Origin of the sequence: Pimelobacter simplex, assembly GCF_900114845.1 — a bacterium.
Classification (GTDB): domain Bacteria; phylum Actinomycetota; class Actinomycetes; order Propionibacteriales; family Nocardioidaceae; genus Nocardioides; species Nocardioides simplex.
This window is the reverse complement of record NZ_FOUK01000002.1, coordinates 251,003-276,234: the sequence shown is the minus strand read 5'-3', so window position 1 is coordinate 276,234 and position 25,232 is coordinate 251,003. Positions and strand designations below refer to the sequence as shown.

26 protein-coding genes are annotated in these 25,232 nt (G+C 74.1%); 16 read left to right on the top strand and 10 right to left on the bottom strand.

Annotated elements, in window-relative coordinates:
• Positions 1 to 7 precede the first annotated feature (7 nt).
• The 3 genes from BM223_RS08885 to BM223_RS08875 all read left to right on the top strand — a co-directional run bounded on the left by BM223_RS08885 (position 8) and on the right by BM223_RS08875 (position 3,856).
• Complete coding sequence (locus BM223_RS08885; protein ID WP_052138488.1) at positions 8 to 1,468, top strand: APC family permease; 1,461 nt, start codon at positions 8 to 10, stop codon at positions 1,466 to 1,468.
• A gap of 64 nt (positions 1,469 to 1,532) precedes the next feature.
• On the top strand, positions 1,533 to 2,867 hold the full coding sequence (locus BM223_RS08880) for a class II 3-deoxy-7-phosphoheptulonate synthase (protein WP_038678311.1): 1,335 nt from the start codon (positions 1,533 to 1,535) through the stop codon (positions 2,865 to 2,867).
• Positions 2,864 to 3,856: a threonine aldolase family protein gene (locus tag BM223_RS08875; RefSeq protein WP_038678312.1), complete on the top strand. Its 993-nt coding sequence runs from the start codon at positions 2,864 to 2,866 to the stop codon at positions 3,854 to 3,856. The genes BM223_RS08880 and BM223_RS08875 overlap by 4 nt, the downstream gene beginning before the upstream one ends.
• Positions 3,857 to 3,877: 21 nt before the next feature.
• Here the strand turns inward: BM223_RS08875 and BM223_RS08870 are convergent, their stop codons facing one another.
• The 4 genes from BM223_RS08870 to pknB form a co-directional block, all read right to left on the bottom strand.
• Entirely contained in the window at positions 3,878 to 4,867 is a 990-nt protein-coding gene (locus BM223_RS08870) for a zinc ribbon domain-containing protein (RefSeq protein ID WP_052138489.1), read from the bottom strand.
• A 71-nt stretch (positions 4,868 to 4,938) separates the two neighbouring features.
• Complete coding sequence (locus tag BM223_RS08865) at positions 4,939 to 5,457, bottom strand: SRPBCC family protein (protein WP_141267238.1); 519 nt, start codon at positions 5,455 to 5,457, stop codon at positions 4,939 to 4,941.
• Between the two features lie 38 nt (positions 5,458 to 5,495).
• Positions 5,496 to 6,404, bottom strand: a complete 909-nt coding sequence (locus BM223_RS08860; protein ID WP_052138490.1) for a DMT family transporter — start codon at positions 6,402 to 6,404, stop codon at positions 5,496 to 5,498.
• A 13-nt stretch (positions 6,405 to 6,417) separates the two neighbouring features.
• A complete protein-coding gene (pknB, locus tag BM223_RS08855) occupies positions 6,418 to 8,481 on the bottom strand; it encodes a Stk1 family PASTA domain-containing Ser/Thr kinase (protein WP_235319244.1) in 2,064 nt (687 codons plus the stop codon).
• Positions 8,482 to 8,617: 136 nt separating this feature from the next.
• Here pknB and BM223_RS08850 point away from each other — a divergent pair, with 136 nt between their 5' ends.
• Genes BM223_RS08850 through BM223_RS08840 form a run of 3 tightly spaced genes read left to right on the top strand, consistent with a single transcriptional unit; the run spans position 8,618 to position 9,887 of the window.
• Positions 8,618 to 8,992: an Rv2175c family DNA-binding protein gene (locus tag BM223_RS08850; RefSeq protein ID WP_038678315.1), complete on the top strand. Its 375-nt coding sequence runs from the start codon at positions 8,618 to 8,620 to the stop codon at positions 8,990 to 8,992.
• A gap of 5 nt (positions 8,993 to 8,997) precedes the next feature.
• On the top strand, positions 8,998 to 9,480 hold the full coding sequence (locus tag BM223_RS29715; protein ID WP_038678317.1) for a guanyl-specific ribonuclease: 483 nt from the start codon (positions 8,998 to 9,000) through the stop codon (positions 9,478 to 9,480).
• Positions 9,477 to 9,887: a barstar family protein gene (locus BM223_RS08840; RefSeq protein WP_052138492.1), complete on the top strand. Its 411-nt coding sequence runs from the start codon at positions 9,477 to 9,479 to the stop codon at positions 9,885 to 9,887. The genes BM223_RS29715 and BM223_RS08840 overlap by 4 nt, the downstream gene beginning before the upstream one ends.
• Here the strand turns inward: BM223_RS08840 and BM223_RS08835 are convergent.
• The gene (locus tag BM223_RS08835; RefSeq protein ID WP_038678319.1) at positions 9,881 to 10,969 is read right to left on the bottom strand and encodes a polyprenyl synthetase family protein; all 1,089 of its coding nucleotides are present in this window, start codon (positions 10,967 to 10,969) and stop codon (positions 9,881 to 9,883) included. The genes BM223_RS08840 and BM223_RS08835 overlap by 7 nt on opposite strands.
• Before the next feature lie 75 nt (positions 10,970 to 11,044).
• Between BM223_RS08835 and metF the strand changes: the two genes are divergently transcribed.
• The gene (metF, locus tag BM223_RS08830) at positions 11,045 to 11,935 is read left to right on the top strand and encodes a methylenetetrahydrofolate reductase [NAD(P)H] (protein ID WP_038678331.1); all 891 of its coding nucleotides are present in this window, start codon (positions 11,045 to 11,047) and stop codon (positions 11,933 to 11,935) included.
• Between the two features lie 11 nt (positions 11,936 to 11,946).
• On the opposite strand, the gene BM223_RS08825 is transcribed toward metF, so the two are convergent.
• Together BM223_RS08825 and BM223_RS08820 are read right to left on the bottom strand one after the other, a co-directional pair.
• Positions 11,947 to 13,263 (bottom strand): phytoene desaturase family protein, encoded by a 1,317-nt coding sequence (locus tag BM223_RS08825; RefSeq protein WP_038678332.1) that lies wholly within the window; start codon positions 13,261 to 13,263, stop codon positions 11,947 to 11,949.
• Between the two features lie 4 nt (positions 13,264 to 13,267).
• A complete protein-coding gene (locus tag BM223_RS08820) occupies positions 13,268 to 13,747 on the bottom strand; it encodes a YbaK/EbsC family protein (protein ID WP_038678334.1) in 480 nt (159 codons plus the stop codon).
• Positions 13,748 to 13,800: 53 nt separating this feature from the next.
• Between BM223_RS08820 and BM223_RS28865 the strand changes: the two genes are divergently transcribed.
• The 5 genes from BM223_RS28865 to BM223_RS08795 all read left to right on the top strand — a co-directional run bounded on the left by BM223_RS28865 (position 13,801) and on the right by BM223_RS08795 (position 17,534).
• Positions 13,801 to 14,361, top strand: coding sequence for a hypothetical protein (locus BM223_RS28865; protein ID WP_038678336.1), 561 nt, complete (start codon positions 13,801 to 13,803; stop codon positions 14,359 to 14,361).
• 76 nt (positions 14,362 to 14,437) lie between these two features.
• Positions 14,438 to 14,902 carry an SAV_6107 family HEPN domain-containing protein gene (locus BM223_RS08810; RefSeq protein ID WP_038678337.1) on the top strand — a complete coding sequence of 155 codons (465 nt, stop codon included), beginning with the start codon at positions 14,438 to 14,440 and terminating at the stop codon, positions 14,900 to 14,902.
• Between the two features lie 57 nt (positions 14,903 to 14,959).
• Complete coding sequence (locus BM223_RS08805) at positions 14,960 to 15,673, top strand: methyltransferase domain-containing protein (protein WP_038678338.1); 714 nt, start codon at positions 14,960 to 14,962, stop codon at positions 15,671 to 15,673.
• 72 nt (positions 15,674 to 15,745) lie between these two features.
• A complete protein-coding gene (gene dinB, locus BM223_RS08800; RefSeq protein WP_038678339.1) occupies positions 15,746 to 16,978 on the top strand; it encodes a DNA polymerase IV in 1,233 nt (410 codons plus the stop codon).
• A gap of 106 nt (positions 16,979 to 17,084) precedes the next feature.
• A complete protein-coding gene (locus BM223_RS08795) occupies positions 17,085 to 17,534 on the top strand; it encodes a DUF3040 domain-containing protein (protein WP_038684165.1) in 450 nt (149 codons plus the stop codon).
• Between the two features lie 265 nt (positions 17,535 to 17,799).
• Here the strand turns inward: BM223_RS08795 and BM223_RS08790 are convergent, their stop codons facing one another.
• The 3 genes from BM223_RS08790 to BM223_RS08780 are packed head-to-tail and all read right to left on the bottom strand — an operon-like array spanning position 17,800 to position 22,422.
• The gene (locus BM223_RS08790) at positions 17,800 to 20,175 is read right to left on the bottom strand and encodes a transglutaminase TgpA family protein (RefSeq protein ID WP_038678340.1); all 2,376 of its coding nucleotides are present in this window, start codon (positions 20,173 to 20,175) and stop codon (positions 17,800 to 17,802) included.
• The gene (locus BM223_RS08785) at positions 20,172 to 21,398 is read right to left on the bottom strand and encodes a DUF58 domain-containing protein (protein WP_038678342.1); all 1,227 of its coding nucleotides are present in this window, start codon (positions 21,396 to 21,398) and stop codon (positions 20,172 to 20,174) included. Before BM223_RS08785 ends, BM223_RS08790 begins: the two co-directional genes overlap by 4 nt.
• A 16-nt stretch (positions 21,399 to 21,414) precedes the next feature.
• Complete coding sequence (locus tag BM223_RS08780; protein WP_052138493.1) at positions 21,415 to 22,422, bottom strand: AAA family ATPase; 1,008 nt, start codon at positions 22,420 to 22,422, stop codon at positions 21,415 to 21,417.
• A gap of 417 nt (positions 22,423 to 22,839) precedes the next feature.
• Between BM223_RS08780 and mraZ the strand changes: the two genes are divergently transcribed.
• The 4 genes from mraZ (at position 22,840) to ftsL (ending at position 25,217) form a co-directional block, all read left to right on the top strand.
• Entirely contained in the window at positions 22,840 to 23,265 is a 426-nt protein-coding gene (mraZ, locus tag BM223_RS08775; RefSeq protein WP_038678345.1) for a division/cell wall cluster transcriptional repressor MraZ, read from the top strand.
• Positions 23,266 to 23,546: 281 nt separating this feature from the next.
• On the top strand, positions 23,547 to 23,702 hold the full coding sequence (locus tag BM223_RS28860; RefSeq protein WP_158510194.1) for a hypothetical protein: 156 nt from the start codon (positions 23,547 to 23,549) through the stop codon (positions 23,700 to 23,702).
• A gap of 1 nt (position 23,703) precedes the next feature.
• Entirely contained in the window at positions 23,704 to 24,678 is a 975-nt protein-coding gene (gene rsmH / locus BM223_RS08770; protein ID WP_038678347.1) for a 16S rRNA (cytosine(1402)-N(4))-methyltransferase RsmH, read from the top strand.
• Positions 24,678 to 25,217 carry a cell division protein FtsL gene (gene ftsL, locus BM223_RS08765; protein WP_052138494.1) on the top strand — a complete coding sequence of 180 codons (540 nt, stop codon included), beginning with the start codon at positions 24,678 to 24,680 and terminating at the stop codon, positions 25,215 to 25,217. Before rsmH ends, ftsL begins: the two co-directional genes overlap by 1 nt.
• The last annotated feature ends 15 nt before the right edge of the window (positions 25,218 to 25,232 follow it).

Genomic DNA, 25,232 nt, shown 5'->3' with positions numbered 1-25,232 from the left:
GACACTCATGTCCACGGACACGACCGGCGCCACGGCGCCGGACCAGCAAGGTCATCCGGAGCTCAAGAGGGTCCTCGGACCCGGCCTGCTCCTCCTCTTCATCGTCGGCGACATCCTCGGCGCCGGTGTGTACGCCGTCACCGGCCGCCTGGCCGGACAGGTCGGCGGCATCGCCTGGCTGCCGTTCCTGGTGGCGTTCGCGATCGCCACGCTGACGGCGTACTCCTACCTCGAGCTGGTCACCAAGTACCCCCAGGCCGCCGGTGCGGCGCTCTACGCCCACAAGGCGTTCGGCGTGCACTTCGTGACCTTCCTGGTCGCCTTCACCGTGGTCTGCTCCGGCATCACGAGCGCCTCGACGTCCTCGGGCCTGCTCGCCTCGAACCTGCTGATCGGCCTCGGCAACGACGCGCCCAGCAAGGGACTCGTGCTCGCGGTCGCGCTCGGGTTCATGCTCGTGCTGGCGCTGATCAACCTGCGCGGGGTCGGCGAGAGCGTGAAGTTCAACGTCGTCCTCACCGTGATCGAGATGGCCGCGCTGGCGATCGTGATCGGCATCGGCATCTGGGTGATCGGCAAGGGCGACGGCGACCTCGGCCGGATCACCGTCTTCGAGAGCCCCGACGACAAGGGCCTGTTCATGGCGGTCACGATCGCCACGGCCATCGCGTTCTTCTCGATGGTCGGCTTCGAGGACTCGGTCAACATGGTCGAGGAGACCAAGGACCCCGAGCGGATCTTCCCGCGGATGATGCTCACCGGCCTGGGCATCGCGGTGATCATCTACATGCTCGTGGCGATCTCCGTGGTCGCCGTCATCCCCGCCGACAAGATCGGCGCGCCGAGCAATGCCGAGGCGGGCATCCTCATCGACGTCGTCAAGATCGGCGCCCCGGACCTGCCGATCGACGACTTCTTCCCGTTCATGACGGTCTTCGCGGTCGCGAACACCGCGCTGATCAACATGCTGATGGCGAGCCGGCTGATCTACGGCATGGCGCGCCAGCACGTGCTGCCGCCGGTGCTCGGCAAGGTGCTGCCGGGCCGTCGCTCGCCGTACGTCGCCATCGGGTTCACCACGCTGCTCGCGTTCGGCCTGATCACCTACGTCCGGCTCGGCTCCGAGAGCACCATCGTCGGCTCCCTGTCCGGGACGACGGCGCTGCTCCTCCTGGCGGTCTTCACCATCGTCAACATCGCCTGCCTGATCCTGCGCCGCGACCCGGCCCGTCCCAACGGCTTCCGGGCGCCGACGATCGTCCCGGTCCTCGGCGCGATCTTCTGCGCCTACCTGCTCGGCCCGTGGGCCCGCCTCGAGGCCGACATGATCCAGTACAAGATCGCCGCCGGGCTGCTCGGCATCGGCATCGTGCTGTGGGCCGCGACCCGGCTCTTCTACAAGCCCGAGGGCGGGCACTTCGCCGACATCGAGCACATGGACGTCGACCCGAGCGACGACCCGCGCTGACCCGCACCGTCCACGAGCGGCCGCCGACTCGGCGGCCGCTCGTGCGGCGCCGTACCCTTGGGGGGTGAGCACCCTCCCGTCCCTCGAGCAGTTGCACGCCATCGGAGCGAAGCAGCAGCCGTCGTACGACGACCCCGCGGCCCTGGCTGCGACCGTCGAGCGACTGCGCACGCTGCCTCCGCTGGTCTTTGCGGGGGAGTGCGACGAGCTCAAGGCGAAGATCGCGGCCGCCAGCCGGGGCGAGGCGTTCATCCTCCAGGGCGGCGACTGCGCCGAGACGTTCGTCGACGCGACGGCCGACAACACCCGCAACAAGCTGCGGGTCCTGCTGCAGATGGCGGTCGTCCTGACCTACGCCGCCTCGGTCCCCGTGGTCAAGGTCGGCCGGCTCGCGGGCCAGTACGCCAAGCCCCGCTCGTCCGACACCGAGACCCGCGGCGAGGTGACCCTGCCCGCCTACCGCGGTGACGCGGTCAACGGCTTCGAGTTCACCCCCGAGTCGCGTCGTCCCGACCCGCAGCGGCTGCTCGACGTCTACCACGCGTCGGCGTCCACGCTGAACCTCGTGCGCGCGTTCACCACCGGTGGCTACGCCGACCTGCGCCAGGTGCACACCTGGAACTCCGAGTTCGTCCGCAACAGCCCCGTGGGCCAGCACTACGAGGCGATGGCGGCCGAGATCGACCGCGCGCTGACCTTCATGCAGGCCATCGGCGCCGACCCCGAGGAGTTCCACCGGGTCGACTTCTACTCCTCGCACGAGGCACTGCTCATGGAGTACGAGCACGCCATGACGCGCATCGACTCGCGCACCGAGAAGCCCTACAACGTCTCGGGCCACATGGTCTGGATCGGCGAGCGCACCCGTCAGCTCGACGGCGCCCACGTCGAGTACTTCAGCCACATCAGCAACCCCATCGGCTGCAAGCTCGGCCCCAACGCCAGTGCCGACGACGCACTCGCGCTCGCCGCGAAGCTCAACCCGACCAACGAGCCCGGCCGGCTCACCTTCATCACCCGCTTCGGCGCCGCCAAGATCCGCGACGGCCTGCCCGCGCTGGTCGAGAAGGTCACCGCCGAGGGCGTCGACGTCGCGTGGGTGTGCGACGCCATGCACGGCAACACCTTCGAGGCGTCCAACGGCTACAAGACCCGCCGCTTCGAGGACGTCCTCGACGAGGTGCAGGGCTTCTTCGACGTCCACCGCGCGCTCGGCACCGTCCCGGCCGGCATCCTCGTCGAGAACACCGGCGACGACGTCACCGAGATCGTCGGCGGCGGCGAGGAGCTCGACGAGCAGGGCCTGGCCCACCGCTACGAGTCGGTCGTCGACCCGCGGCTCAACCGGGTCCAGTCGCTCGAGATGGCCTTCCAGGTCGCGAGCATGCTCCGCTCGTGATCGACCTCCGCAGCGACACCGTCACGCGTCCGACCGAGGCGATGCGGGCGGCGATGGCCGCGGCCGAGGTCGGCGACGACGTCTACGGCGAGGATCCCACCGTCCGCGCGCTCGAGGAGCGGGTGGCGGGCCTGTTCGGCCACGAGGCCGCGCTGTTCACGCCGACGGGGTCGCTGGCGAACGTGCTGGCGGTGGCCGCCGTGGTGGCGCCGGGCCAGGAGGTGCTCTGCGAGGCGCGCGCCCACATCGCGCGGGCCGAGCTGGGGGCCCACGGCGCAGTCAGCGGGCTGACCATGCGGACCTGGTCGCACCCGCGCGGCCAGGTCGACCTCGCGGTGCTCGGCGAGCTGTTCGCGCCCGACCTCGGGCCCTACTTCGTGCAGACGGCCGCGCTCTCCGTCGAGAACACCCACAACTTCGCCGGGGGAGCGGTGCTCCCGCTGGCCGACCTCCAGGCGCTGCGGGCGTTCGCCGACGAGCGGCAGGTCGCCGTCCACCTCGACGGGGCGCGGATCTGGAACGCCCACGTCGCGACCGGCACGCCCTTCGCCGACTACGGCGCGATCGCCGACGTGCTGGCCGTCTGCCTGTCCAAGGGTCTGGGCGCGCCGGCGGGCTCGCTCGTGGTCGGCAGCGCCGACGCGATCGCCGCGGCGCGCGTGCGCCGCAAGCGGCTCGGCGCCGGGATGCGCCAGGTCGGCATCCTCGCCGCGGCCGGACTGCACGCCCTCGACCACCACGTCGAGCGGCTCGCCGACGACCACGCCCACGCCCGGCTGCTCGCCGAGGCCTGCGGGGCCGACCCGGCGGCGGTCGACACCAATATCGTCACCTTCGACCGTGCCGACGCCCCGGGCTTCGTGGCCCGGGCCCGCGAGGCCGGCGTCCTGATCGGCGCCGTCGGCGCGCGGACGATTCGTCTCGTCACCCACCTCGACGTGAGCCGGGACGACGCCGAGCGGGCCGCGAAGGTGCTCGCGGGTCTCTGACCCACGACCGACGCGGCGGTCTCAGGACGACGCGCCCCGGAAGCGGACCTCGCTGATCGCCGTGTAGTCGCGCCCGTTGGGGCCGCGCCCGGGCGGCGTGACGGTGACCAGGTGCAGCACGACCCGCGTGGTGACGACCGGTCCGACCGGGATCAGCTGGACGGTGCGCCGGTCGGTGAGGTCCTGGGTGATCCGGGTGCCGTCGTCGAACTCCCACTGCACGGTGCGGATCCGGCGGTTGGCGCGGTACCAGTTGTCGGCGCCGTCGACCTTCGCGTAGCCGTTGATCAGGCCGACCTCGGTGAGCACGACCTCCTGGCCGAGGTCGAAGGTGAGGCTCGCGCCGGTGCCGTCGCCGGCCATCCGCCACGACGTGCGCGGGCGGTCGTCGAGCATGTTCTTCGCGTCGAACGTGACCGGCCGGTTGTCGCGGTCGCGGCTGGCGGGCGCGGTCGCGGGGACCTGCGCGCTCGCGCCGGCCGTCAGTTCGACGACGTCACCGGGGACGGGCGGCTCGACCGGACCGCCGGTCCCGGTGCTGTCGGGCTCGACCGGCGAGCTCGGCTCCGGGTCGCTGGCCCGCGGCGACCCCCCGTCGCTGGCCCGGTCCTTCTTGCTGGGGGAGTCGTCGCCGCCGGCGCTCACCACGAGGAAGGCGCCGACCCCGGCGACCAGGGCCACCACGACGACGGCGATCACCCAGGGCAGCCGGGACCGGCCGCCCGGTGCCGGTGCGGGCGCGACCGGTGGTCCGGGGGGCGGTGCGTACTGCGGCGGCGCTGTCGGTGCGGTCGGTGCGGGCGGTGGGGTGCCGTCGGCGTACAGCGGGTAGCGGGCCGCGGGTGGTAGCTGCCCGGTCGGCGGCGGGACCACCGCGGTCACGGCGGCGGGCGCGCCGGAGGAGGGCGCCGCCTCGGGGTGCCGGCCGGGCACCGGCTGCCCGCAGTTGGTGCAGAACCGGCCGATCCCGAGCTCGTGCCCGCAGCTCGTGCAGTACGTCGGGGTGGTCATCGCGGGTCACCGTACCCTGCGGGCAGGCTCCCTCGTCAGGACAATCGTCCCTCAGGCAGGTCCGGGCAGGCTCAGGCGCTCAGCGCGCGCCGGCAGGCCTCCGCCTCGATGTCCTCCAGGTCGTGCTCCAGGACCCGCCGAGTGCGGTCGTAGCTGAACCCGCCGAACATCGCCCACATCGCGCGCGACATCGGGGAGCGCCCGCTCATCACGACCGTGGTCGTCATGGCGAGCCGGGTGTCGCGATGGTCGGGTCCGGCCGGGGTGAGCCGGTAGGCGGTGCGGATGACGTCGTGGCCGACCTCCGCCTCGATGACGGTGCGTCGCGGTGGCTCGGACTCGACGACCTGCAGCTCCTCGGGGCCGTGGTGGCCGAACAGGGTGCGCCGCTCGCGCCAGGTGGTGCCGACGTCGTACTCGCCCTCGGTGAGGAGGTACGGCTCGCTCACGCTGCGCAGGACGTCGTCCGCGTGGGCGATGTCGGTGATGACCTCCCAGACCTGCTCGGGCGGGGCCGGGATGGTGCCGTGGACGTGGATGATGTGACCAGCCATGGTGACTCCGGTGTCGGTGGCGGTGGATCCCTCCAAGAACCCATGGTGCGCCTTCTGCGCCGCCGGCGCCAGGGTCACACCGCGAGGTGGGTGACCTCGCCCTCGATCCGCCGGCGGGGCACGAGCTCGACCACGAGCATCGCGGTGAGCACCATCGCGCCGCCGACCAGCATCCGCGCCGTCAGCGACTCCCCGCCGAGCAGCACCGCGAAGAACGTCGCGAACACCGGCTCCATGCTCATGATGATCGCGCTGCGGGTCGGCGCCAGGTGCGCCTGCGCCCAGGTCTGCGCGAGCAGCGCCGCCGCACCGGCGACGAGCGCCATGTAGACCAGGGATGCCCAGTCGCCGCCACGCTCCGGCAGCACCACGCCCGGCGCACCGGAGACCAGCGCCGCGACCAGGCAGATCACCGCGATCACGAGCAGCTGCAGGATCGACATGCCCAGCGCGTCGGCCGGCCGCGACCACGCGCCGAGCCCGACGATGTGCAGCGCGTAGAGAACGGCGGCGACCAGGGTGATCGCCTCGCCGTAGCCGATCGAGAGGCCGTCGAGCGTCAGCACGCCCAGTCCGGCCGTGGCGAGGAGCACCGCGCCCCAGGTGGCACCGGTGATCCGGGTGCGCAGCAGGACGGCCGCGAGCAGCGGGGTCGCGACGACGTACAGACCGGTGATGAAGCCGGAGACGCTGGCCGAGGTGTGCGCCAGCCCGGCGGTCTGCAGGATCTGGGCGACGCCGTACACGCCGCCGAGGACGAGCGCCCGGTTGCGCACGCCGGGCGCGAGCCGGGCGACCGCGCGTGGCGCGATCGCCAGCATCACCAGCCCGGCGATGAGGAAGCGGACCGCCAGGAAGTCGACCGTCGGCACGCGGTCGAGGAGGTCCTTGATCAGGAAGAACGTCGAACCCCAGCAGGCCGTCGTCGCGAGCAGCGCCAGCGTCGCCAGCAGGGCGGTACGACGGGACAGCGAGGAAGTCACCTGGTCAGGCGATTCAGACGACGTAGAGCGTGATGGTGCTGCCCTTGCGCACCTTCGACCCCGCGTCAGGGTCGGTGCTCCACGCCACGTCGCCGGACAGGTAGATCGTCGCGTGCTCGGTGCGCACCTTGAACCCGAGGTCCTCGAGCTTCGCGATGGCGTCGTCGGTGGACGAGTAGCGCACGGAGGGGACGGTCACCAGCGGCGGACCCTGGGACACGGTGAGGGTGACGGTGTCGCCCTTGAACAGGGTGCCGTCCTTGGGCGTCTGGCTGATCACCCGGCCCTCGGGGACGGTCTCGCTGGTGGTCTTGTCGATCTCGACGTCGAGGCCCCGCTTGCGCAGCACCCGCTCGGCGCGGTCGGCGCTCTTGCCGGTCCAGGCACCGACCTCGATCGGCTTGCGCCCCTTGCTGACGACGAGCTCGACGACGGTGCCCACGGGCAGCGTCTTGGCCTCGGGCGTGCCGTAGGCGGGGTTGCTCGTGATCACCTTGCCGGCGCCGACGGTCTCGGAGAAGCGCTCGACGACGCGGCCGCTCTCGAACTTCACGCCGGCGAGCGCGGCCTCGGCCTGCTCACGGGTGAGCCCGGCCAGCTTGGGGAGGTCGTAGCGCTCGGGGCCGAGCGAGACGACGAGGCCGACCTCGCCGCCGGGGAGGATCTTCGCGCCCGGGCCGGGGTCGGTGGAGATGACCTCGCCCTTGTCGACGGTCTCGGAGTAGGTCTCGTCGGAGACCCGGACGGCGAGCCCGGCGTCGTCGATCTTCGCCTCGGCCGCGGCGGTGGTCAGGCCGATCACGCTGGGGGTCGACGTGTAGCGGCCCCAGCCGAGCCACCAGCCGCCGGCACCGACGACGGCGACGAGCAGCGCGAGCACGATCGCCACCACGAGGCCGCGGCGGCGCCGGCGCGGCTGCTTCGGGGCGCGGGTCGGGCCGGCCGGGGCAGCGGCCGCGGCCGGGACGGGCGGCGGGGGCGGGGGCGGCGGCCCGGAGATGACCGACGTCGACTCGCGGTCGTCGTCGTCGGGGGTGACGAGGTGGGCGATGCCGTCCCAGAGCGAGCTCACCGGCTCCGGCGTCGTGTCGTGCTCGGGAGCGCGGGTGGACGGCAGCAGGTCGGCGACCAGCTCGGGGTCGTCGCGCACGCCGGCCCGCAGCGCCTGCGCGACCCGGTGCACCTGGTGGAGCAGCACGGCCGCGTCGCTGGAGCGCAGGCTGGGGTCGCGGGAGGTGGCCCGGGCGACGAGCGCGTCGACGTACCCCGGGATGCCCGGCACCACCGACGACGGTGCGGGCACGTCGTGGTGGACGTGCCGGTAGGCGACCGCGATGGGCGTCTCGCCCGTGTGCGGCTTGGTGCCGGTGAGCAGCTCGAACAGGATCACGCCGGCCGCGTAGACGTCGGCGCGGGCGTCGGCGCGCTGCTCGACGACGAGCTCGGGCGCGAGGTAGGACACCGTGCCGATGAGGACGCCGTTGGTCGCGGTGTGCTGGGTGTCGGCCGAGACCGCCTTGGCCAGGCCGAAGTCGGCGACCTTGATCCGGCCGTCGTCGGCGATGAGGACGTTCTCGGGCTTCACGTCGCGGTGGACCAGGCCCGCCCGGTGGGCCGAGGCGAGCGCGGAGAGGATCGGGTCGAGCAGCGCCAGCGCCCGCTCGGGCGGCATCGGCGCCTCCTTGCCGATGGTGTCGCGCAGGGTGTGCCCCGGCACGTACTCCATCACCAGGTAGACGGTGCCGTCGCTGTCGTCGCGGCCCTGGTCGTAGACGGCCACCACGTGGGGGTGCGAGAGCCGGGCCGCGGCCTTGGCCTCGCGCACGAAGCGGCGGGCGAACGAGTCGTCGTCCTGCGTGGTCGCGTCGCCCAGGCCCGGGTGCATGATCTTGACGGCGACGGTGCGGTCGAGGCGGCTGTCGACGGCCTCGTAGACGCTGGCCATGCCGCCGCGCGCGATGCGCGCGCCGATCCGGTAGCGCCCGTCGAGCAGCCGACCGTACTGGTGGTCCTGCGTGCGTGCGGGGTCGCTGAGGCGCGCGGCGCTGTCGCCGCGGGCGCGCTGGTCGTCGTGCACAGCGACCCTCCTGTGCATGTTCTGCTGGACCGGCCGGGGAAGGTGACCGGAACGCCCATGGTACGGCGCCGCCCCTGACACGACGGGAGGCCACGCCGAGACGGCCTCCCGCGCCGGGTTGGGGGAAGATGGCCCCATGACCGAACCGCGACTCGCCGACCACGACCTCGCCGCCCTCGTCGACGAGTGGCTCGACTGGGACCAGGCCGCCGAGCTGATCGGCGTCACGCCGGCCAAGGTGCGCACGATGGTGCGCGAGCACCGCCTCGCCGCGGCCGTGCCCGGCGACGGCCGGCGCCAGGGCATCCCCGCCCTCTTCATCGGTGCCGACGGCGAGCCGGTCAAGGGCCTGCCCGGCCTGCTGACCGTGCTCCACGACAACGGCTTCGACGACCGCGAGTGCATCGCCTGGATCTTCCTCGACGCCGACCTCCCGGGCCGTCCCATCGACGCCCTGCTCGAGAACCGCGGCTCCGAGGTCAAGCGCCGCGCCCAGGCCCTGGCCCTCTGAGCCCGATGCCTCGTCTCGGGCGGCGCACCGGCCAGGTCGTCTCGGCGCTCGTCACCGTCGTCCTGGTCCTCGGGCTGTGGTGGCTGCAGAGCCGTGGCGGCGGCGACGGCTCCGACGAGCCGGTCGCCCGCGACCCGGCACCGACCTCGGCCACGGCGCCGACCTCGGCGCCGGCGTCGATGCCCCGGGCCGACGAGGACGGCATCCCCTATGTCGCGCTCGACTCGCTACCCCGCGAGGCGGCGACCACGGTGCGCCTGATCGACGACGGCGGCCCGTTCCCCTACGCGGGCAAGGACGGCTCGACCTTCGGCAACTTCGAGGGCCTGCTGCCGCGCCGCTCGCGCGGCTACTACGCCGAGTACACCGTGCCCACGCCCGGCGCCTCCACCCGCGGCGCCCGGCGGATCATCGCCGGCGACGGCGGGCAGCTCTACTGGACCGCCGACCACTACGAGTCGTTCGAGCGCATCTGGCGGGAGCGATGAGCGGGCTCGCCGCCGTCCTGGCCGGCCGGCACCCGGCCGGCGTCCACCGGTGGGCGTCGGCGCTGCCGGCGGCCGACGTCCGTCACGTGGTCGAGCAGGCCGGCTGGACCTTCGGCTACGTCGACGGCGCCCCGCTCGACACCACGCCCGCCGTGCTGCGGGCCATCGGCGACGCCCTCGCGTTCCCCGACCACTACGGCGCGAACCTCGACGCCCTCCACGACTGCCTGCGCGACCTGCCCGGCCCCACGGTGCTGCTGTGGGACGCCTGGAGCGGTTACGCGCGGGCCGAGCCGCGGCGCTTCGCCGTGGTCGCCGAGATCCTGGGGGAGCGCACCCCGGCCGATCCGCCGGTCGAGGTGCTGCTGCGCGGGCCGGGGCCCGACGGCGTACCCGTCCTTCAGTAGGCGCGGCGCGTCGCCGCGGCGGCCAGCTGCTCCAGCACCCCGCACGCCTCGGCGTCCCAGCCGGCCTCGGCCTGCCCGCGGCGCAGCGCCGCGATGGCCTGGTCGGCGAGCTCGTCGATGAGCGTGTCGACCTGGGCGAGGGCGCCGCACCCGTCGATGATCGTGCGCAGCCCGGCCACCTCGTCCTCGCTCAGCGCGGTGCCGAGTGCGGCGTCGAGGCGGGCGGCGTCGGCCGCGGGCGCGGCGTCGAGGGCCATCGCGACGAGGACGGTGCGCTTGCCCTCGACCAGGTCGTCGCCGGCGGGCTTGCCGGTGGTCGCCGGGTCGCCGAAGACGCCGAGGACGTCGTCGCGCAGCTGGAAGGCCTCGCCCAGGGGGAGGCCGAAGGCGGTGAGCAGGTCGAGCGTGGCCGCGTCGGCGCCGGCGAGCGCGGCACCGACGTGGATCGGCCGCTCGATGGAGTACTTCGCGGACTTGTAGCGCAGCACGGTCATCGCCTGCTCGACGCTCGCCCGGCCGCGCGCCTGCACCGAGACGTCGAGGAACTGGCCGGCGATCACCTCGGACCGGCACAGGTCGAAGACGTCGAGTGCCGGACCGACCCGGTCCCAGCCCAGCCCGCAGTGGCGCAGCAGCTCGTCGGACCACGACAGGAGGAGGTCGCCGAGCAGGATGGCGGCCGCGGCGCCGTACTGCTGGGGCTGGCCGCGCCAGCCGTCGCTGCGGTGCTCGGCCTCGAAGGCGCGGTGGGTGGCGGCCCGCCCGCGGCGGGTGTCGGAGGCGTCCATCAGGTCGTCGTGGACCAGGGCGCTGGCGTGGAGCAGCTCGAGCGAGGCGGCCGCTCGTCGTACGGCCTCGGCGTCGGCGCCGGTCGGGGCGCCGGCGAGGGCGGCGTAGCCCCAGTGGCAGAAGGCCGCGCGGAACCGCTTGCCCCCCGACACGGTGACCCGGGCCTCGGCCAGCAGCCGGGCGGCGTCGTCGCCGAGCGGCGCCAGACGCGTGGTCTGGGTGGCGAGGAAGGCGTCGAGGGTGGCCTGGACCTCGGTGCGGAAGGCGGTCGGGTCCCATGCCGGATTGGTCACCCCCTGAGCCTAGTGAGCGGGGGAATCCGCGAGATGCCGGGTCCGGGGCCGTCCCGCCCTCCTAGACTTCGCCCCATGACTACCGGTGCCGGACGCTCCCTCGGCGAGATCATCCGCGAGGGCGGGCGATCCTTCTCCTTCGAGTTCTTCCCCCCGAAGGACGAGGCGGGTGAGGCCCAGCTCTGGGACGCCATCCGCGCGCTGGAGCCCTATCAGCCCACCTTCGTCTCGGTGACCTACGGCGCCGGCGGCAGCACCCGCGACAAGACGGTCGCGATCACCGGGCGGATCGCCCGCGAGACCTCGCTCGTCCCGATGGCCCACCTCACCTGCGTCGGCCACACCCGCGAGGAGCTGGGCTCGATCCTCGACGCGTACGTCGCCGAGGGCGTCAGCCACGTGATGGCCCTGCGCGGCGACCCGCAGGAGGGCCCGCGTGCCGACTGGACGCCCACCGAGGGCGGCCTCAACTACGCCCTCGACCTGGTCGAGCTCGCCCGCTCCCGCGGCGACTTCCGGGTCGGCGTCGCCGCCTTCCCCGAGGGGCACCCCTCGGCCGGCTCGCTCGACGCCGACGCCGACGTCCTCGCCGCCAAGGCGCGGGCCGGCGCCGAGTTCGCGGTCACCCAGATGTTCTTCCGCGCCTCCGACTACTTCGGGCTGGTCGAGCGGGTCCGGGCGCGCGGCGTCGACATCCCGATCCTGCCGGGCATCATGCCGATCCTGAACCTCAGCGCCATCCGCCGCCAGGGCGAGCTGATCGGCACGAGCGTCCCCGACGACATCGTCGCCCGGATCAGCGCGTACGACGGCGACCCGGCCGCGGTCCGCGCCGAGGGCATCAAGGTCGCCGCCGAGCTGTGCGACGAGCTGCTGGCCGGCGGTGCGCCCGGCCTGCACTTCTACACGCTCAACCGGTCGAAGGCGACGCTCGAGATCTTCGAGGCGCTGCAGATCACCGTCTGAGACCGGCTCGCTCAGGCAGGCCCGATCAGCTGGGCGACCAGCGCGCCCGACTGGGTCACGAGCGGCACGCCCGCGCCGGGTGCGGCGTGCGCCCCCGCGGCGTACACGCCGGCGATCGGCGTGCGCGGCCCGAGCCGGTGCCGGACCGTGCCGCGGCCCTGCCACAGCACGCCCATCGGCGATCCGCGCCACTGCTCCACCAGGTCGCGGGGGGAGAGGTCGACGCGGGTGACGACGTTCTCGCGGACGTCGATCTTGTGCCGCGCCAGTGCGTCGAGGAGGTCCTCGGCGATCTTGCCGCGGCCGTGCACCGTCCACGCCGTACCGCCGTCGGGGGCGATCCCCCCGGGGCGCACGACGAGCATCGGCTCCTCGTGGATCACCAGCTCGTGGTGGAGCTCCGGCACCTCGCCGGTCATCCCGATGTGGGCGACCACCGGGGGGATGGCGGGCATCGTCCGCTCGACGTAGGGGGCCAGGGCCGGCAGCCGCCGCGGGTCGATCGCGACGACGACAGCGTCGGCGTCGGCGTCCCCCTCGGCGGTCCGCACGGCGACCACCCGGCCGTCGCGCACGACGAGGTCCTCGACCTCGACGCCGGTGCGCACCGTGACGCCGCGGGTGGCCATCCGCGCGGTCAGGAGGTCGGCGATCCGGCCCATCCCCCCAGGGACGCGCCAGCCGCCGAAGATCTGCTCCAGGTAGGACTGCACGCCCACCCAGGACGGGACGTTGCGCAGGTCGTGCCCCTGCGCGACCGCCGGGTAGCCCGCGACCAGCGCGAGCCGCTCGTCGCGGAAGTCGTGGCGCAGCCGCTTGTAGAGCGTCTCGCGGATGCTGAAGAGCGAGTCGAGCTCCTTGGGCACCGCGCCCTTGGCGTAGGGATCCCACGGCGCCTCGACGTAGTGGAGGCGCAGCCGCTCCCACACCTCGGCGTAGATGTCGACGTGCTCGACCCACTTGTCGCCGAGCCCGGCGCCGAGCTCGTCGAACGCGGCGTGCTGGCCGGCCCGGGAGCCGCCCGGAAGCAGCACGGACGTGCGGTCCGCGAAGCGGTGCTCGCGCAGCACCGGCATCGGCTCGAGGTCGGTGCCGAGCTCCTTCTCGAGCGGGCGGCCGGACTTGCGGAACAGGTCGCGCAGCGCGGCCGGGAGCAGCGTGGACGTCGGACCCGCGTCCCAGACGTGGCCGTCGCGCTCGACGGGCGCCAGCGCGCCCCCCAGCCGGCCGGAGGCCTCGAGCAGCGCGACCTCGTGGCCGAGCTTGGCGAGCCGGGCCGCGGACGCGAGTCCGCCGAGGCCGCCCCCGACGACGACGATGCGGGCCACGCGCTCAGTCCTCGGCCACGACGAGGGGAGTGGCGCCGGTGAGGGCCAGCAGCTCGTCGTAGGTCGTCGAGAAGACGGCGGCCGGGTGTCCTGCGGCGGCCCACACCACGTCGTACTGCTGCAGCGCGGGGTCGAGGTAGGTCGTCACCGGCGCCGGGTGGCCGATGGGGGAGACGCCGCCGATGACCTGCCCGGTGTGCGCGCGGACGAACTCGGGCTTGGCCCGGCGCAGCGCCGGCCCGCCGATCGTGGACCGGACGAGGTCGGTGTCGACCCGGTGCGCGCCCGAGGTGAGGATGAGCACCGGGGTCGTGTCGGCATCGAAGAGCAGACTGTTGGCGATCGCCCCCACCTCGCAGCCCAGTGCCTCGGCGGCCAGTGCGGCGGTGTGGACCGAGTCGGGCAGAATGACGATCTCGCCGGTTCCGCCCCGGCGCTGGTGCTCGTCGCGGAACCGGGTGATCGAGGGATGCTCGGCCGACATGGGGCCGACCCTATCGACCGAGTCCCGGAACCACCCCACGTACTGGAGGAACGATGACCAAGCGCCCGCCCGCCGTCGAGCTCGCCTGCTGGCTGCTGTGGTTCCTGGTGGCCGCCGGGCTCCTCGTGTGCGTGCTCGTGGTCGTGCAGCGCGACGAGCTCGGCTCGGTCTGGTCGCCGATGCAGGTCGGCGACAGCACCGTGCAGCCGGTGGAGTTCGTGCCCGTCATCCTCGTGCTCTACGGCGTGACCGCCGTCCTCGCCCTCACCCTGATCGCGCTCTACCGGGCCGGCCACAACTGGGCGCGCCACTCGCTGGCCGCGATCGTCGCCGGGATCTTCCTCGTCGCCGTCGGCACCGTGCGGACCAACCCGCCCACGCTGGTCGACGGCATGGCCATCGCCGCCGCGGTGATCAGCGCGGTGACCCTGGTCTTCGTCTGGCACCCGCAGAGCCGGGAGTTCGTCCGGACCATGGGGGTGCCGCCCGAGCTGCGCGAGGGCGCCGCCGGGACCGGGGCCGCGGCAGCCGAGGCCGGTGCTGTTGCCGGGGGCGAGGCCGACGCCGGGGCGCCCTCCGACGAGCCGGCCGCCGGGGTCTCCACCGACTCTTGACGTTGTGTCGGAGGGCGGGTGTACCGTCGGAGACGTTCGAACAGATGTTCGAACGCGACCCGAAGGAGACCCCGCCGTGGCCCCGCACAACGCACCCTTCACGGTCAGCCCGCACAGCCTGCCGGCGACCACCCACAACTACCTGCTCCGCGCCGCCGAGTCGCTGAGCGAGGCGGTGGCCGCCCGCGACGTGCCGACCCGCTACGCGTGCGCCCACGTGGCCGCGCTGCGGGCCGCGGCGGCGCTGCTCGCGGCCCGGGCCCGGCCGGCGGCCGCGCCGCGCCGGCGGAGCCAGAAGAACGCCTGGGTGCTGCTCGCCGAGGTCGCGCCCGAGCTCGGTGAGTGGGCCACCTTCTTCGCGGCGGGGGCGGCCAAGCGCGCGGCGGCCGAGGCCGGGTCCACCCGGGCGGTCACCGAGCGCGAGGCCGACGACCTGGTGCGCGACGCCGACCGCTTCCTGGCGCTCGTCGAGCACTCCCTCGGGCTCACCCCGCACCTGCTGCTGGGCGAGCACCTGGCCGGCCGTGCGGTGGCGGGCTGAGGGCCGCCCGACGCGTCGGCGGGGTCCGGGGGCAGGGGGATCAGTAGTGTTCAGCGCATGGCCTCTCGCGAGCAGCGTGGATCGGTGCGGACCGCGGTCGTCTGGGACGCCCTCGAGGCGGCGCTCTCGGGCGCTCCGCGCGAGGTGGTCGACCTGGGTGGCGGCACCGGCGGGTTCGCCGTCCGGCTGGCCGAGTCGGGGCACCGGGTCCGCGTGGTCGACCCGAGCCCGGACGCGCTGGCGTCGCTGGCGCGCCGGGCGCGCGAGGCCGACCTCGACGTCTCCGGCCTCCAGGGCGACGTCGCCGACCTGGTCGACGTCGTCGGGGCCGGCAGTGCCGACGTCGTCCTGTGCCACGGGGTGCTCGAGGTGGTCGACCCCACCCTCGCCCTCGACCGGATCAGCCAGGTGCTGCGCCCCGGCGGCCTGCTCAGCCTCGTCGTCGGCCAGCGCCACGCCTCCGTCATCACCCGGGCCATGGCGGGCCACTTCCAGCTCGCCCGGACGCTCCTCGACGACCCCGCGCCGGTCGACGCTCGCACCGGCCGCCGCTTCACCGCGCCCGAGGTCACCGACCTCCTCGCCGCGGCCGGCTTCACCGACGTCGCGGTCCACGCGGTGCGCGTCTTCGCCGACCTCGTCCCGGCCGCCCTCGTCGACCACGAGCCCGGTGCCGCGGCGGCGCTGGTCGACCTGGAGCGCGCGGTCGCCCAACGGCCCGAGTACCTCCCCCTCGCCACGCAGCTGCACGTCCTCGCCACCCGAGGCTGAGCCCGGCGCCCACCGCGACCGCGGCCGCCGTGACGGCTGTGGGCGCGGCCGCCCAGGGCGCGGGTCGCCCCGATGACCGGCGGCGGCCCGGCGGAGCCCGCCGCGGTGCCCTGCCCGCTGCTGCACGTCGACATGGACGCCTTCTACGCGTCGGTGATGATCCGCGACCGTCCCGAGCTCCAGCACGTCCCGGTCGTGGTCGGCGGCGGGCACCGCGGGGTGGTGCTGTCGGCCAACTACCCGGCGCGGGCCTACGGCATCCGCTCGGGGATGTCCGGCACCGAGGCGCGCCGGCTGTGCCCCGGCGCGATCACGGTCCCGCCCGACTTCAGCGTGCTGACGCCGGTGTCCAAGGCGATCATGGAGACCTTCCGCACGGTGACGCCGGTGGTCGAGGTGACCTCGCTCGACGAGGCCTTCCTCGACGTCCGCGGCGCGGTCCGGCTGTTCGGCCCGCCCGAGGCGATCGCCGAGCGGATCCGCGCCCAGATCCGGGCCGAGCACGGCATCGCGTGCTCGGTCGGCATCGCCGCGTCGGTCTCGGTCGCCAAGCTCGCGAGTCGGCAGGCCAAGCCCGACGGCGTCCGGGTGATCCCGCCCGAGCGGTTCGTCGCCGAGGTGCACCCGCTCGACGTCGGGGTCCTCTACGGCGTCGGCGAGGCGACCCGCCGGCGGCTCGCGAAGCTCGGCCTGGTCACGGTCGGCGACGTCGCGACCTTCTCGCGCGACCAGCTGCGCCAGATGCTCGGCCGGCACCTCGGCGGCCACCTCCACGCCCTGGTCTGGGGCCAGGACCGCACCGAGCTCGTCCCCGGCGGCGCCGGCGTCTTCGGCTTCGGCGAGGGCGAGCCCGAGGGCAGCATGGGCGCCCAGCACACGCTCGCGGTCGACGTCCGCGACCGGGCGGCGCTGCGCCGCGAGCTGCTCCGGCTCACCGCCCGCGTGGTGGCCCGGGTCCGCGGCGCCTCCCGCCGCGGGCGCACGGTGACGGTGACGGTGCGCTTCACCGACTTCACGACCGTCCAGCGCTCGCGGACCCTGCCCGAGCCGACCGACGTCACCCAGGAGGTCTACGCGGCCGCCGTCCCGCTCCTCGACGGGCTGCTCGACGAGCGCGGGCCGCGCCCGGTCGCGGTCCGCCTCGTCGGCGTCCGGGTCGAGGGACTGCGCCACCTGCGCCCCGGCGACGGCCGCCAGCTCGTCCTCGGCGAGCGCGACCCCGGCTGGTCCGACGCCGACCGCGCAGTCGACCGGGCTACCGACCGCTTCGGTCACGCCGCCGTCCGCCGGGCCAGCCTGCTCTGATCGGGACGGCAATTTCGGGGGAGCCCTACCACCGCTGGATCAGGCTGCCTACACTTGGAGGAAGTCAACGGCGGAGTGATCCGCCTCGCATGTGTCGGAGGAGCCGGTGCCACTCTCGGAAGAGGAGCTGCGACTGCTGGAGCAGATGGAGCGCGCCCTCAGCGAGGAAGACCCGAAGTTCGCCTCGACCCTGCGCGGAACCACGCTCCGCCAGGCGGCCCGCCGCCGCGCGATCCTCGCCGGCGTCGTCTTCGCCGTCGGTGTCGCCGTCATGATGGGCGGTGCCGTCAGCGGCTACTGGCCCGTCGGTGTGGCCGGCTTCGTGATCATGCTCGCCTCCGCCACGCTCCTGCTGAGCTCCGTGCGCGGCCACCGCGGCGGCGCCGCGGCCCCCTCCGTCTCCTCGCACCCCTCCGGCTTCGGCGTCATCGACGGCGGCCGGCGCCACCACCACGGTCGTGGCGGTCACGGGCACGGACGCGGCAACCGCTCGTCGTCCGGCTTCATGGACAACCTCCAGGCCCGCTGGCGTCGTCGCCGCGACGGCGGCTACTGAGTTAGTCGGGCCGAGCGCGGCTCCGGAGCCCCGACGAGGCAGCAAGCTGCCCGACCGGCTCCTCCCGCCGCGCTGCCGGCCTGAAGTTAGTCGGGCCGAGCGCGGCTCCGGAGCCCCGAAGAGGCAGCAGTTCGAGCTGCCCCACCGGCTCCTCCCGCCGCGCTGCCGGCCTGGCTCTCCGCCGCGCTGCGCGCTGCCGGCTGAGCCGGTCTAGTCGCGAGCCCGAGCCGAGCGCGGCTCCCGTACCCGCCGGCTCACCTCCGGCTCACCCCCGCCGCAGCCGCTGCCACACCGACCGCGGCACCCACGCCGCCCGCCGCCGCGCCCGCGGCGTGACCCCGGCCTCCAGCGCCGCGACGACCAGTGCGGCGTCGGTGGCCAGTGAGGTGGACGTGTCCGTGCGCTCCAGGACGGCGACCGCGCCGGGTCGCGCGTAGCGGGCGTGCTCGACGCGGCGCACGATCCGGTCGAGGGCGTCGGTGGCCTCCGGGGCGACTTCGGGGCCGGTCCGCGGGCGCTCGGGACGGCGCTCGGGGTCGGTGCCGGGGTCGCCGAGGTGGTCGACGAGGACGGCGCTGACCTCGCGCGGTGAGCGTCCGTCGGTCCAGGGGACGCCGAGGTCGCGCGCGGTGGCGCGCAGCTCGGCCCAGGCCTGGTCCGGGTCGGGGGAGGCGAAGCGGTGCTGCCGGTCGCGGTGCCGGACGGCGCGCGGGCCGTACAGGGCCACCGCGGCGAGCAGCAGGACGAGGAGGACGATGCCACCGCTGATCAGGACGGGGGTGGGGATGCCCTGGTCCTGCTGGCTGCCGTCGGCGCCGGCGTCGCTCTCGGGCCGGGGCTTGTTGGTGGCGCCCGGGTTGGGGGCGACGGTCGTCGTCCCGCCGGAGGGGACCTGGTTGCTGTCGGACGGCAGCCCGGTCGGGTCGTCGCCGCTGCCCGCGACCGGGACCCGGCTGTAGGCGGGCACCTCCTCGACCCGGCCGCTGGGGGTCGGCTCGAAGCGCACCCAGCCGGCGCCGGCGAAGTAGAGCTCGGGCCAGGCGTGGAGGTCGTGGCTGCTGTACTCCCACACGCCCGCGTCGATCTCGGTCGGCTCGAGGAAGCCGACGGCGACCCGGGCGGGGATGCCGAGGGTGCGGGCCATCACGGCCATGGCGGAGGCGTACTGCTCGCAGTAGCCGACCCGGCCGTCGCGGGCGAGGAAGGTCGCGAGCGTCTCGTTGCCGGTGCCGTCGGGCGCGCGGCGCAGGTCGTAGGTGAAGCCGCCGTCCTGGCGGAACCAGCGCTGCAGCAGCAGCGCGCGCTCGTAGTCGTTGCGCGCGGGGCGGGTCACGCTGTCGGCGAGGTTGCGCGCGATCGGGGGGACGTTGCCGGGCACCCGGAGCAGCTCGGCCGGGACGTCGCCGGTGCGCGGGTCGCCGAAGAAGCGGCCGTCGGTGCCGTACTCGGGGTCGAGCGCGGTCATCGTGTAGTCGAGGCCCTTCGTGGTGAGCCCGTCGTCGGCGGCGAGGAAGTCCATCGTCGCGGGGTCGAAGCGCCAGTCGCCGGACGCGTCGACCGAGGCGGCGGGGAACTGCGTGGGCAGCCAGGTCGAGTCGAAGGCGTCGTTGATCGAGACCTCGTAGTCGTACGTCTTGGTGGGGACGTCGGCCGCGAGCCCCGGCGGGCGGGGGAGGGCGCCGTCGGCGACGTCGTCGCTCGCCACGTCGCGGTCGCCGCTGCTCCACTCGTCGCCGGTGTAGCGGTTGAGCACCGACACCCGCAGGTACGACGGCCTGGGATCGTCGGTGGTGATCCGGATCAGCGGCACGTCCCGGCCGCGCTCCAGGTCGCGGCGCATGTCGGCGATGGGCTTGCGGATCCGGATGTCGCCGTCGCCGTGCCCGTTGCCGAGGTCGAGGATGTCGACGGCCAGCACCGGCACGAACGTGGGGACGACGAGCGCGAGCGCGGTGGCGGTGACGCCGATCCGCCCGGCACCGGCGCGCATCGCCTCGCGCAGCGGGTTGCCGTGGCGCCAGAGGGTGTCCTCCTCGGGGCCGACGGCGCGGCCCCACCGGAGCAGGTGGTCGCGCGACTCGAGGTGCAGCAGCACGAGGAAGCCACCGGCCGCGGCGGCGAAGCTGCCCCAGCCGGGACCGGTGTCGAGCAGCCCGCTCGGCACCGAGTAGACGGCGAGCAGCACCAGGCCGGCGATCGGCACCCGGTGGTAGGTGCAGGCGAGGATGTCGACGAGCACGATGAACAGCGCGCCGAGGACGACGAGGAGCGGCCACACCGGCGGGACGTTCGCGCTGATGGGTGCGGCGTACTGCCGGGCGGAGTCGAGGGAGACCTCGATCGAGCGCCACAGCTCGGTGCCCGCGCCCCCGAGGGGCAGCAGGGAGCCGGTGATCTCGCGGGTCACCAGGACCGTGCCGAGCAGCAGCTGGGCGAGCGCGGTGACCCAGCGCGGCGCGCCGGTCCAGCGGAGCAGGCTGCCGCAGAGGGTGACGAGGACGGCGAGGACCGCGAGCGGTCCCAGATAGCTGCCCCGGTCGACGACGAAGCCGTGCCACGACGTGAGCGCCGCCCACGAGGTCAGCGCGGCGACGAGGCCGACGAGGAGGACCGGGCCGAAGGGCCCGCGGTGCCGGCTCACCGGACCGCACCTCCCCGGACGGGGGCGCGGCCGAGGTCGCGCCAGGCGGCGTCGAGGTGGTCGCGCGGGCCGAGCCCGGTCGCCCGCCAGGACATCGACAGCAGGGGAGCGGCGGCCGCGGCGGTGCCCGGCCCGACCCGGGACGGCGACCACTGCTCGACGTCGAGGACGAGCGCGAGCGCGGTGCCGGCGTCGTGCCGGATCCGGCGCAGCGCAGCCGTGTCGTTGGGCAGGAAGCCGCCGAGCACGGCGACGACCACGCCACCGCGGGCCTGCTCGCCCGACCAGCCGACCTCGAGCGTGCCCCGGTGGCTGAGCTCGAGGACGGCGAGCCGCTCGAGCGTCTCCTCGGCCCCGTCGGCGGCACCGCCGTCGGCGGTCGCCAGCCGGACGGCATACCCGTGCTGCTCGAGGTGGACCGCCACCGAGGCCGCCGTGATGATCGCGGCCTCGAGGCTGGAGGCCGGTCCCTGGCCGCGGTGGGCGAGGTTGCGGTTGTCGAGGAGGACCGTCGCGTGCGCCTCCCACGGCTGCTCCTCGCGGCGCACCATGAGCTCGCCGATCCGCGCCGAGCTGCGCCAGTGGACCCGGCGCAGGTCGTCGCCGCGGCGGTACTCGCGGACGCTGACGTCCTCGGCCGACCCCGACGCGAACGCCTGCGGCCGGTGCTCGCCGGCGCCCTGCCAGCCGCCGGACAGCGGGATCGAGGGCAGCGGGACGACGCGCGGGGTGACCGTCAGCTGGGCGGTCCCGCCGATCGCCCGGCGGCGCTCGACCAGGCCGAACGGGTCGACCAGGCGCGCGACGAGCGGCCCCACGACGTACCGGCCGCGGATGTCGGAGCGCACCGGGTAGGACACGGTGCGCTCCCACTGGCCGCCGAGTCCCTGGAGGAGGAAGCGGGCGCGGCCGCCGAGCGCATAGGGGAGCGTGTCCTCGACGAGGAGGGCGCCGTCGGAGCGCTTGCGCTCGCTGGCGATGGTGAGGTCGATCCGGGCGGACTCGCCCGCGCGCAGCAGCCGCGGCCAGACCGTCCGGGTGACCGTCGGGTCGTGCTTGCGGCGCGAGACGACGAGCGCGGCGAGCAGCGGCAGCGTGACCACGAGGACGCCGACCCGGGTCAGCGCCGGCTGGCCGAAGAGGACCGCGCACAGGACCGCGGTGACGCCCGCCGCGACGAAAGCGCGGCCGCGGAGCGTCAGCGACGACAGGGCACGGCGCACGGACCGGGACCTCCCGTCACGCGGAGGGATCGGGTACCGGCACCTGGGCGGCGATGCCGTCCAGGATGGCGGCCACGCTGCGGCCGCCGACGGCGGCCTCGGCGCTGGGCAGGAGACGGTGCGCGAGGACCGGCTGGACCAGGGCGCGCAGGTCGTCGGGGATCACGTAGTCGCGGTGGTGCAGCGCGGCCCGCGCCTTCGCCGCCCGGACCAGGTGGAGCGTGGCGCGCGGCGAGGCGCCCAGCACCAGCTCGGGGCTGCTGCGCGTGGCGGAGGTGAGCGCGACGGCGTACCGCTGCACGGCGTCGGCGATGTGGACCTGGGCCACGATCGCGCAGAGCTTGCGGATCTCGGCGCTGTCGGTGACCGGCTCGAGGTCGTCGAGCGGGCTGACCGCGCCGTGGTTGGCGAGCATCGCGATCTCGGCCGCCGGCACCGGGTAGCCGATCGAGACACGCGCCAGGAACCGGTCGCGCTGCGCCTCGGGCAGCGGGTAGGTGCCCTCCATCTCGACCGGGTTCTGGGTCGCGATCACCATGAACGGCGTCTCGAGCTGGTAGGTCACGTTGTCGACCGTCACCTGGCGCTCGGCCATGCACTCCAGCAGCGCGGACTGCGTCTTGGGGGAGGCGCGGTTGATCTCGTCGCCGATGACGACATTGGCGAACACCCCGCCCGGGCGGAACTCGAACTCCCGGGTCGACTGGTTGAACACCGACACGCCGGTGATGTCGGAGGGCAGCAGGTCGGGCGTGAACTGGATCCGCCGCACCGTCGAGTCGATGCTGCGCGCCAGCGCCTTGCTCAGCATCGTCTTGCCGACGCCGGGGACGTCCTCGAGAAGCAGGTGCCCCTCGGCGAGCAGGACGACGATCGCCGCCGCCACCACGTCGCTCTTGCCCTCGATGACCTTCTCGACGTTCGCCTGGATCCGGCCGGCGACGCGCGCGACGGTGTCGACGTCGGTGCTCCCGGTCGGGGCCGGGGCCGGGTAGGGGGCGCTGGTCGACTCCACGGAACTCATCCTTCTCCTGCGGGTCCGGCGGTCAAGGGGTGGAGCAAACCCTAGATCAGCGTGCCCAACGTGGTGGCCGCTGTCACCCAACTGTTGCCTGCGCCGCCGCCACCTCCGCACCTCGCACCCGCAACTCGCGCACTTCGGACCCGCAACCCCCGCACCTCGCGCCCGCAACCCCCGCACCTCCCGACGAAGTGCGGGGGTTGCGGGTGCGAGGGCGCGCGGATCTCCCCACGGGCGCTCCACCGGCGCTCCACCCCGCTCCACCGGCGCTCCCCGGCGTCTGACCTGGGGTTTTGGGGGCGCGCGGGGGCGACACCGGGGCGAAAAGGGGCGATTCGGTGGTTGACGGTGGGGGAAAGTGGAGTAGTGTGGGGGAAAGTGGAGGAAAGGTGATCCACGTCGACCAGCTGGGGGTGCCCGATGCTCTTCATGGGCACCTACACCCCGAAGCTCGACGACAAGGGCCGCCTCTTCCTCCCGGCGAAGTTCAGGGATCGACTGGCGGAGGGCCTCGTGGTCACACAGGGACAGGACAAGTGCCTCGTCGTCTGGCCGACCGATGTCTTCGCCGACGAGGCCGAGCGGGCAGCCGCCCGGCCGATGACCAACCGCGCCGCCCGGCGCTACGCACGGGTCCTCTTCGCCGGTGGCGACGAGAGCACCCCTGACAAGCAGGGCCGGATCGGTATCCCGGCCCACCTCCGGGAGTACGCGGGGCTCGAGCGCGACGTGGTCGTGATCGGGGTCCGGGATCGCCTGGAGATCTGGAACCCGGCCGCCTGGCGCGAGTTCCAGCTCGAGGCGCTGGAGGAGTTCGCCGACCTCGACGAGGACGACGACGACTAGTCACCGCCCCGGCCGGGCGCACCGGCCACCAGCAGCAGCACTGACAACAGAACAGCGGATCCGCAGGACGAGGTCTCAGCCCGCTCCCGCTCCCGACAGCTCCGGTGCCCCGCACCTCCTGTGACACCTTCCCCGGCCACAGGCGACGCAGCACCCGAGCAACCCGCCTTCTGGGGCACCTTCCCCGGCACCAGACGGCACCCGAACAAGCCGGCACGGGAGCGGGCAGGGACCTGGCTCTGCGGATCCGTTCCATTTCCCAGGGTCGAGGGGTCGAAATCATGAGGGTCGTACGCACGCTTCCGCCGGAGGTCTCCTCCGGCGAGCCTCGTGTGCGCGAGCTGGCCCGGGACGCCCTCACGCTGATGGCCTTCTCCGCGGCGTTGTCCGTGGGCTGCGCGTGCCTGCTCCTCCTCACGCACCTCGCCGGGCGCTGACATGGCCGGCCCCCGCCACGTCCCCGTCCTGCTGGACCGGGTCGTCGCTCTTCTGGCGCCCGCCCTCGACCACGACGGCGCGGTCCTCGTCGACTGCACGCTGGGCCTCGGTGGGCACAGCGAGGCGGTCCTCGAGCGCTGCCCGAAAGCGCGCGTGATCGGTATCGACCGCGACCCCCAGGCGCTCGCGATGAGCCGCGAGCGGCTGGCGCCCTTCGGCGACCGGTTCACCGGCGTCCAGGCCGTGTACGACGAGATCGCCGACGTGATCGCCGACCAGGGGCTGAGCGAGGTGGCCGGGGTGCTGTTCGACCTCGGCGTCTCGTCGATGCAGCTCGACCTGCCCGAGCGCGGCTTCGCGTACGCCGTCGACGCACCCCTCGACATGCGGATGGGCAGCACCGGGCCCACCGCCGCCGACGTGCTCAACACCTACAGCGCGGCCGACCTCACCCGCATCCTCCGGGAGTACGGCGAGGAGAAGATGGCGCGCCGGATCGCCGACGCCGTCGTCCGCGAGCGCGAGAAGGAGCCGTTCACGAGCTCCGCGCGCCTCGTCGCGCTGCTGTACGACGCCATCCCGGCGCCTGCACGCCGCACCGGCGGGCACCCGGCCAAGCGGACCTTCCAGGCCCTGCGGATGGAGGTCAACGACGAGCTGCGGGTCCTGCAGCGCGCGATGCCCGCCGCCGTCGAGGCGATCGGGGTCGGCGGCCGGGTGGTCGTCGAGTCCTACCACTCGCTCGAGGACCGGCTGGTCAAGCGGACGTTCGCGGCCGTCACCCGGCTCGACGTCCCCGACGACCTGCCGTTCGTGCCCGAGGGGGCGGAGCCGTCGTACCGGCTCGTCACCCGGGGGGCCGAGCAGGCCAACGAGGCCGAGATCGAGGAGAACCCTCGCGCCGCCTCCGTCCGACTCCGCGCGATCGAGCGCACCCGTCCCAGCAGCGCATCGATCGGTAGGGGGAACAGCTGATGTCGAGCACCGCACCACAGCCCAGGAACCGGCTCCCGCACGCCGCACCGCGGATCGCCCAGGCCGCGCTCCAGCGCGCCCGGCTCAGCGTCGTGCCGCGGCGCCGCTCGCGCGCGCCCCGGATGCCGTTCGTCGCCTTCGTCAGCGTGATCCTGCTGGCCGGCGTGATCGGGCTCCTCCTCTTCAACACCTCGATGCAGCAGGCCTCGTTCCGCGAGACCGCGCTGGAGAAGCAGGCCACCGACCTCGGCGTCCAGCAGGAGGCCCTCGAGATGGACCTGCAGGACCTCAACAACCAGGAGCGGGTGGCCGCGGCCGCCGAGAAGCTCGGCATGGTCATCCCGTCGACGCCGGCCGGCGTGCTCCACCTCGGCTCGGGGCGGATCACCGGCAACCCGACGCCGGCCAGCGGCGCCGACCGGCTCCCGCTGCGGATGCCCGGGCCGCGCAAGCCGGCCTCCCTCGACCCGAAGCAGGTCACCGTCAAGAGTGGGACGGCCGACACCGCAGCGAACGGCGCGCCCAACCGCGATCGCTGACCGTCTCGCCGTAAG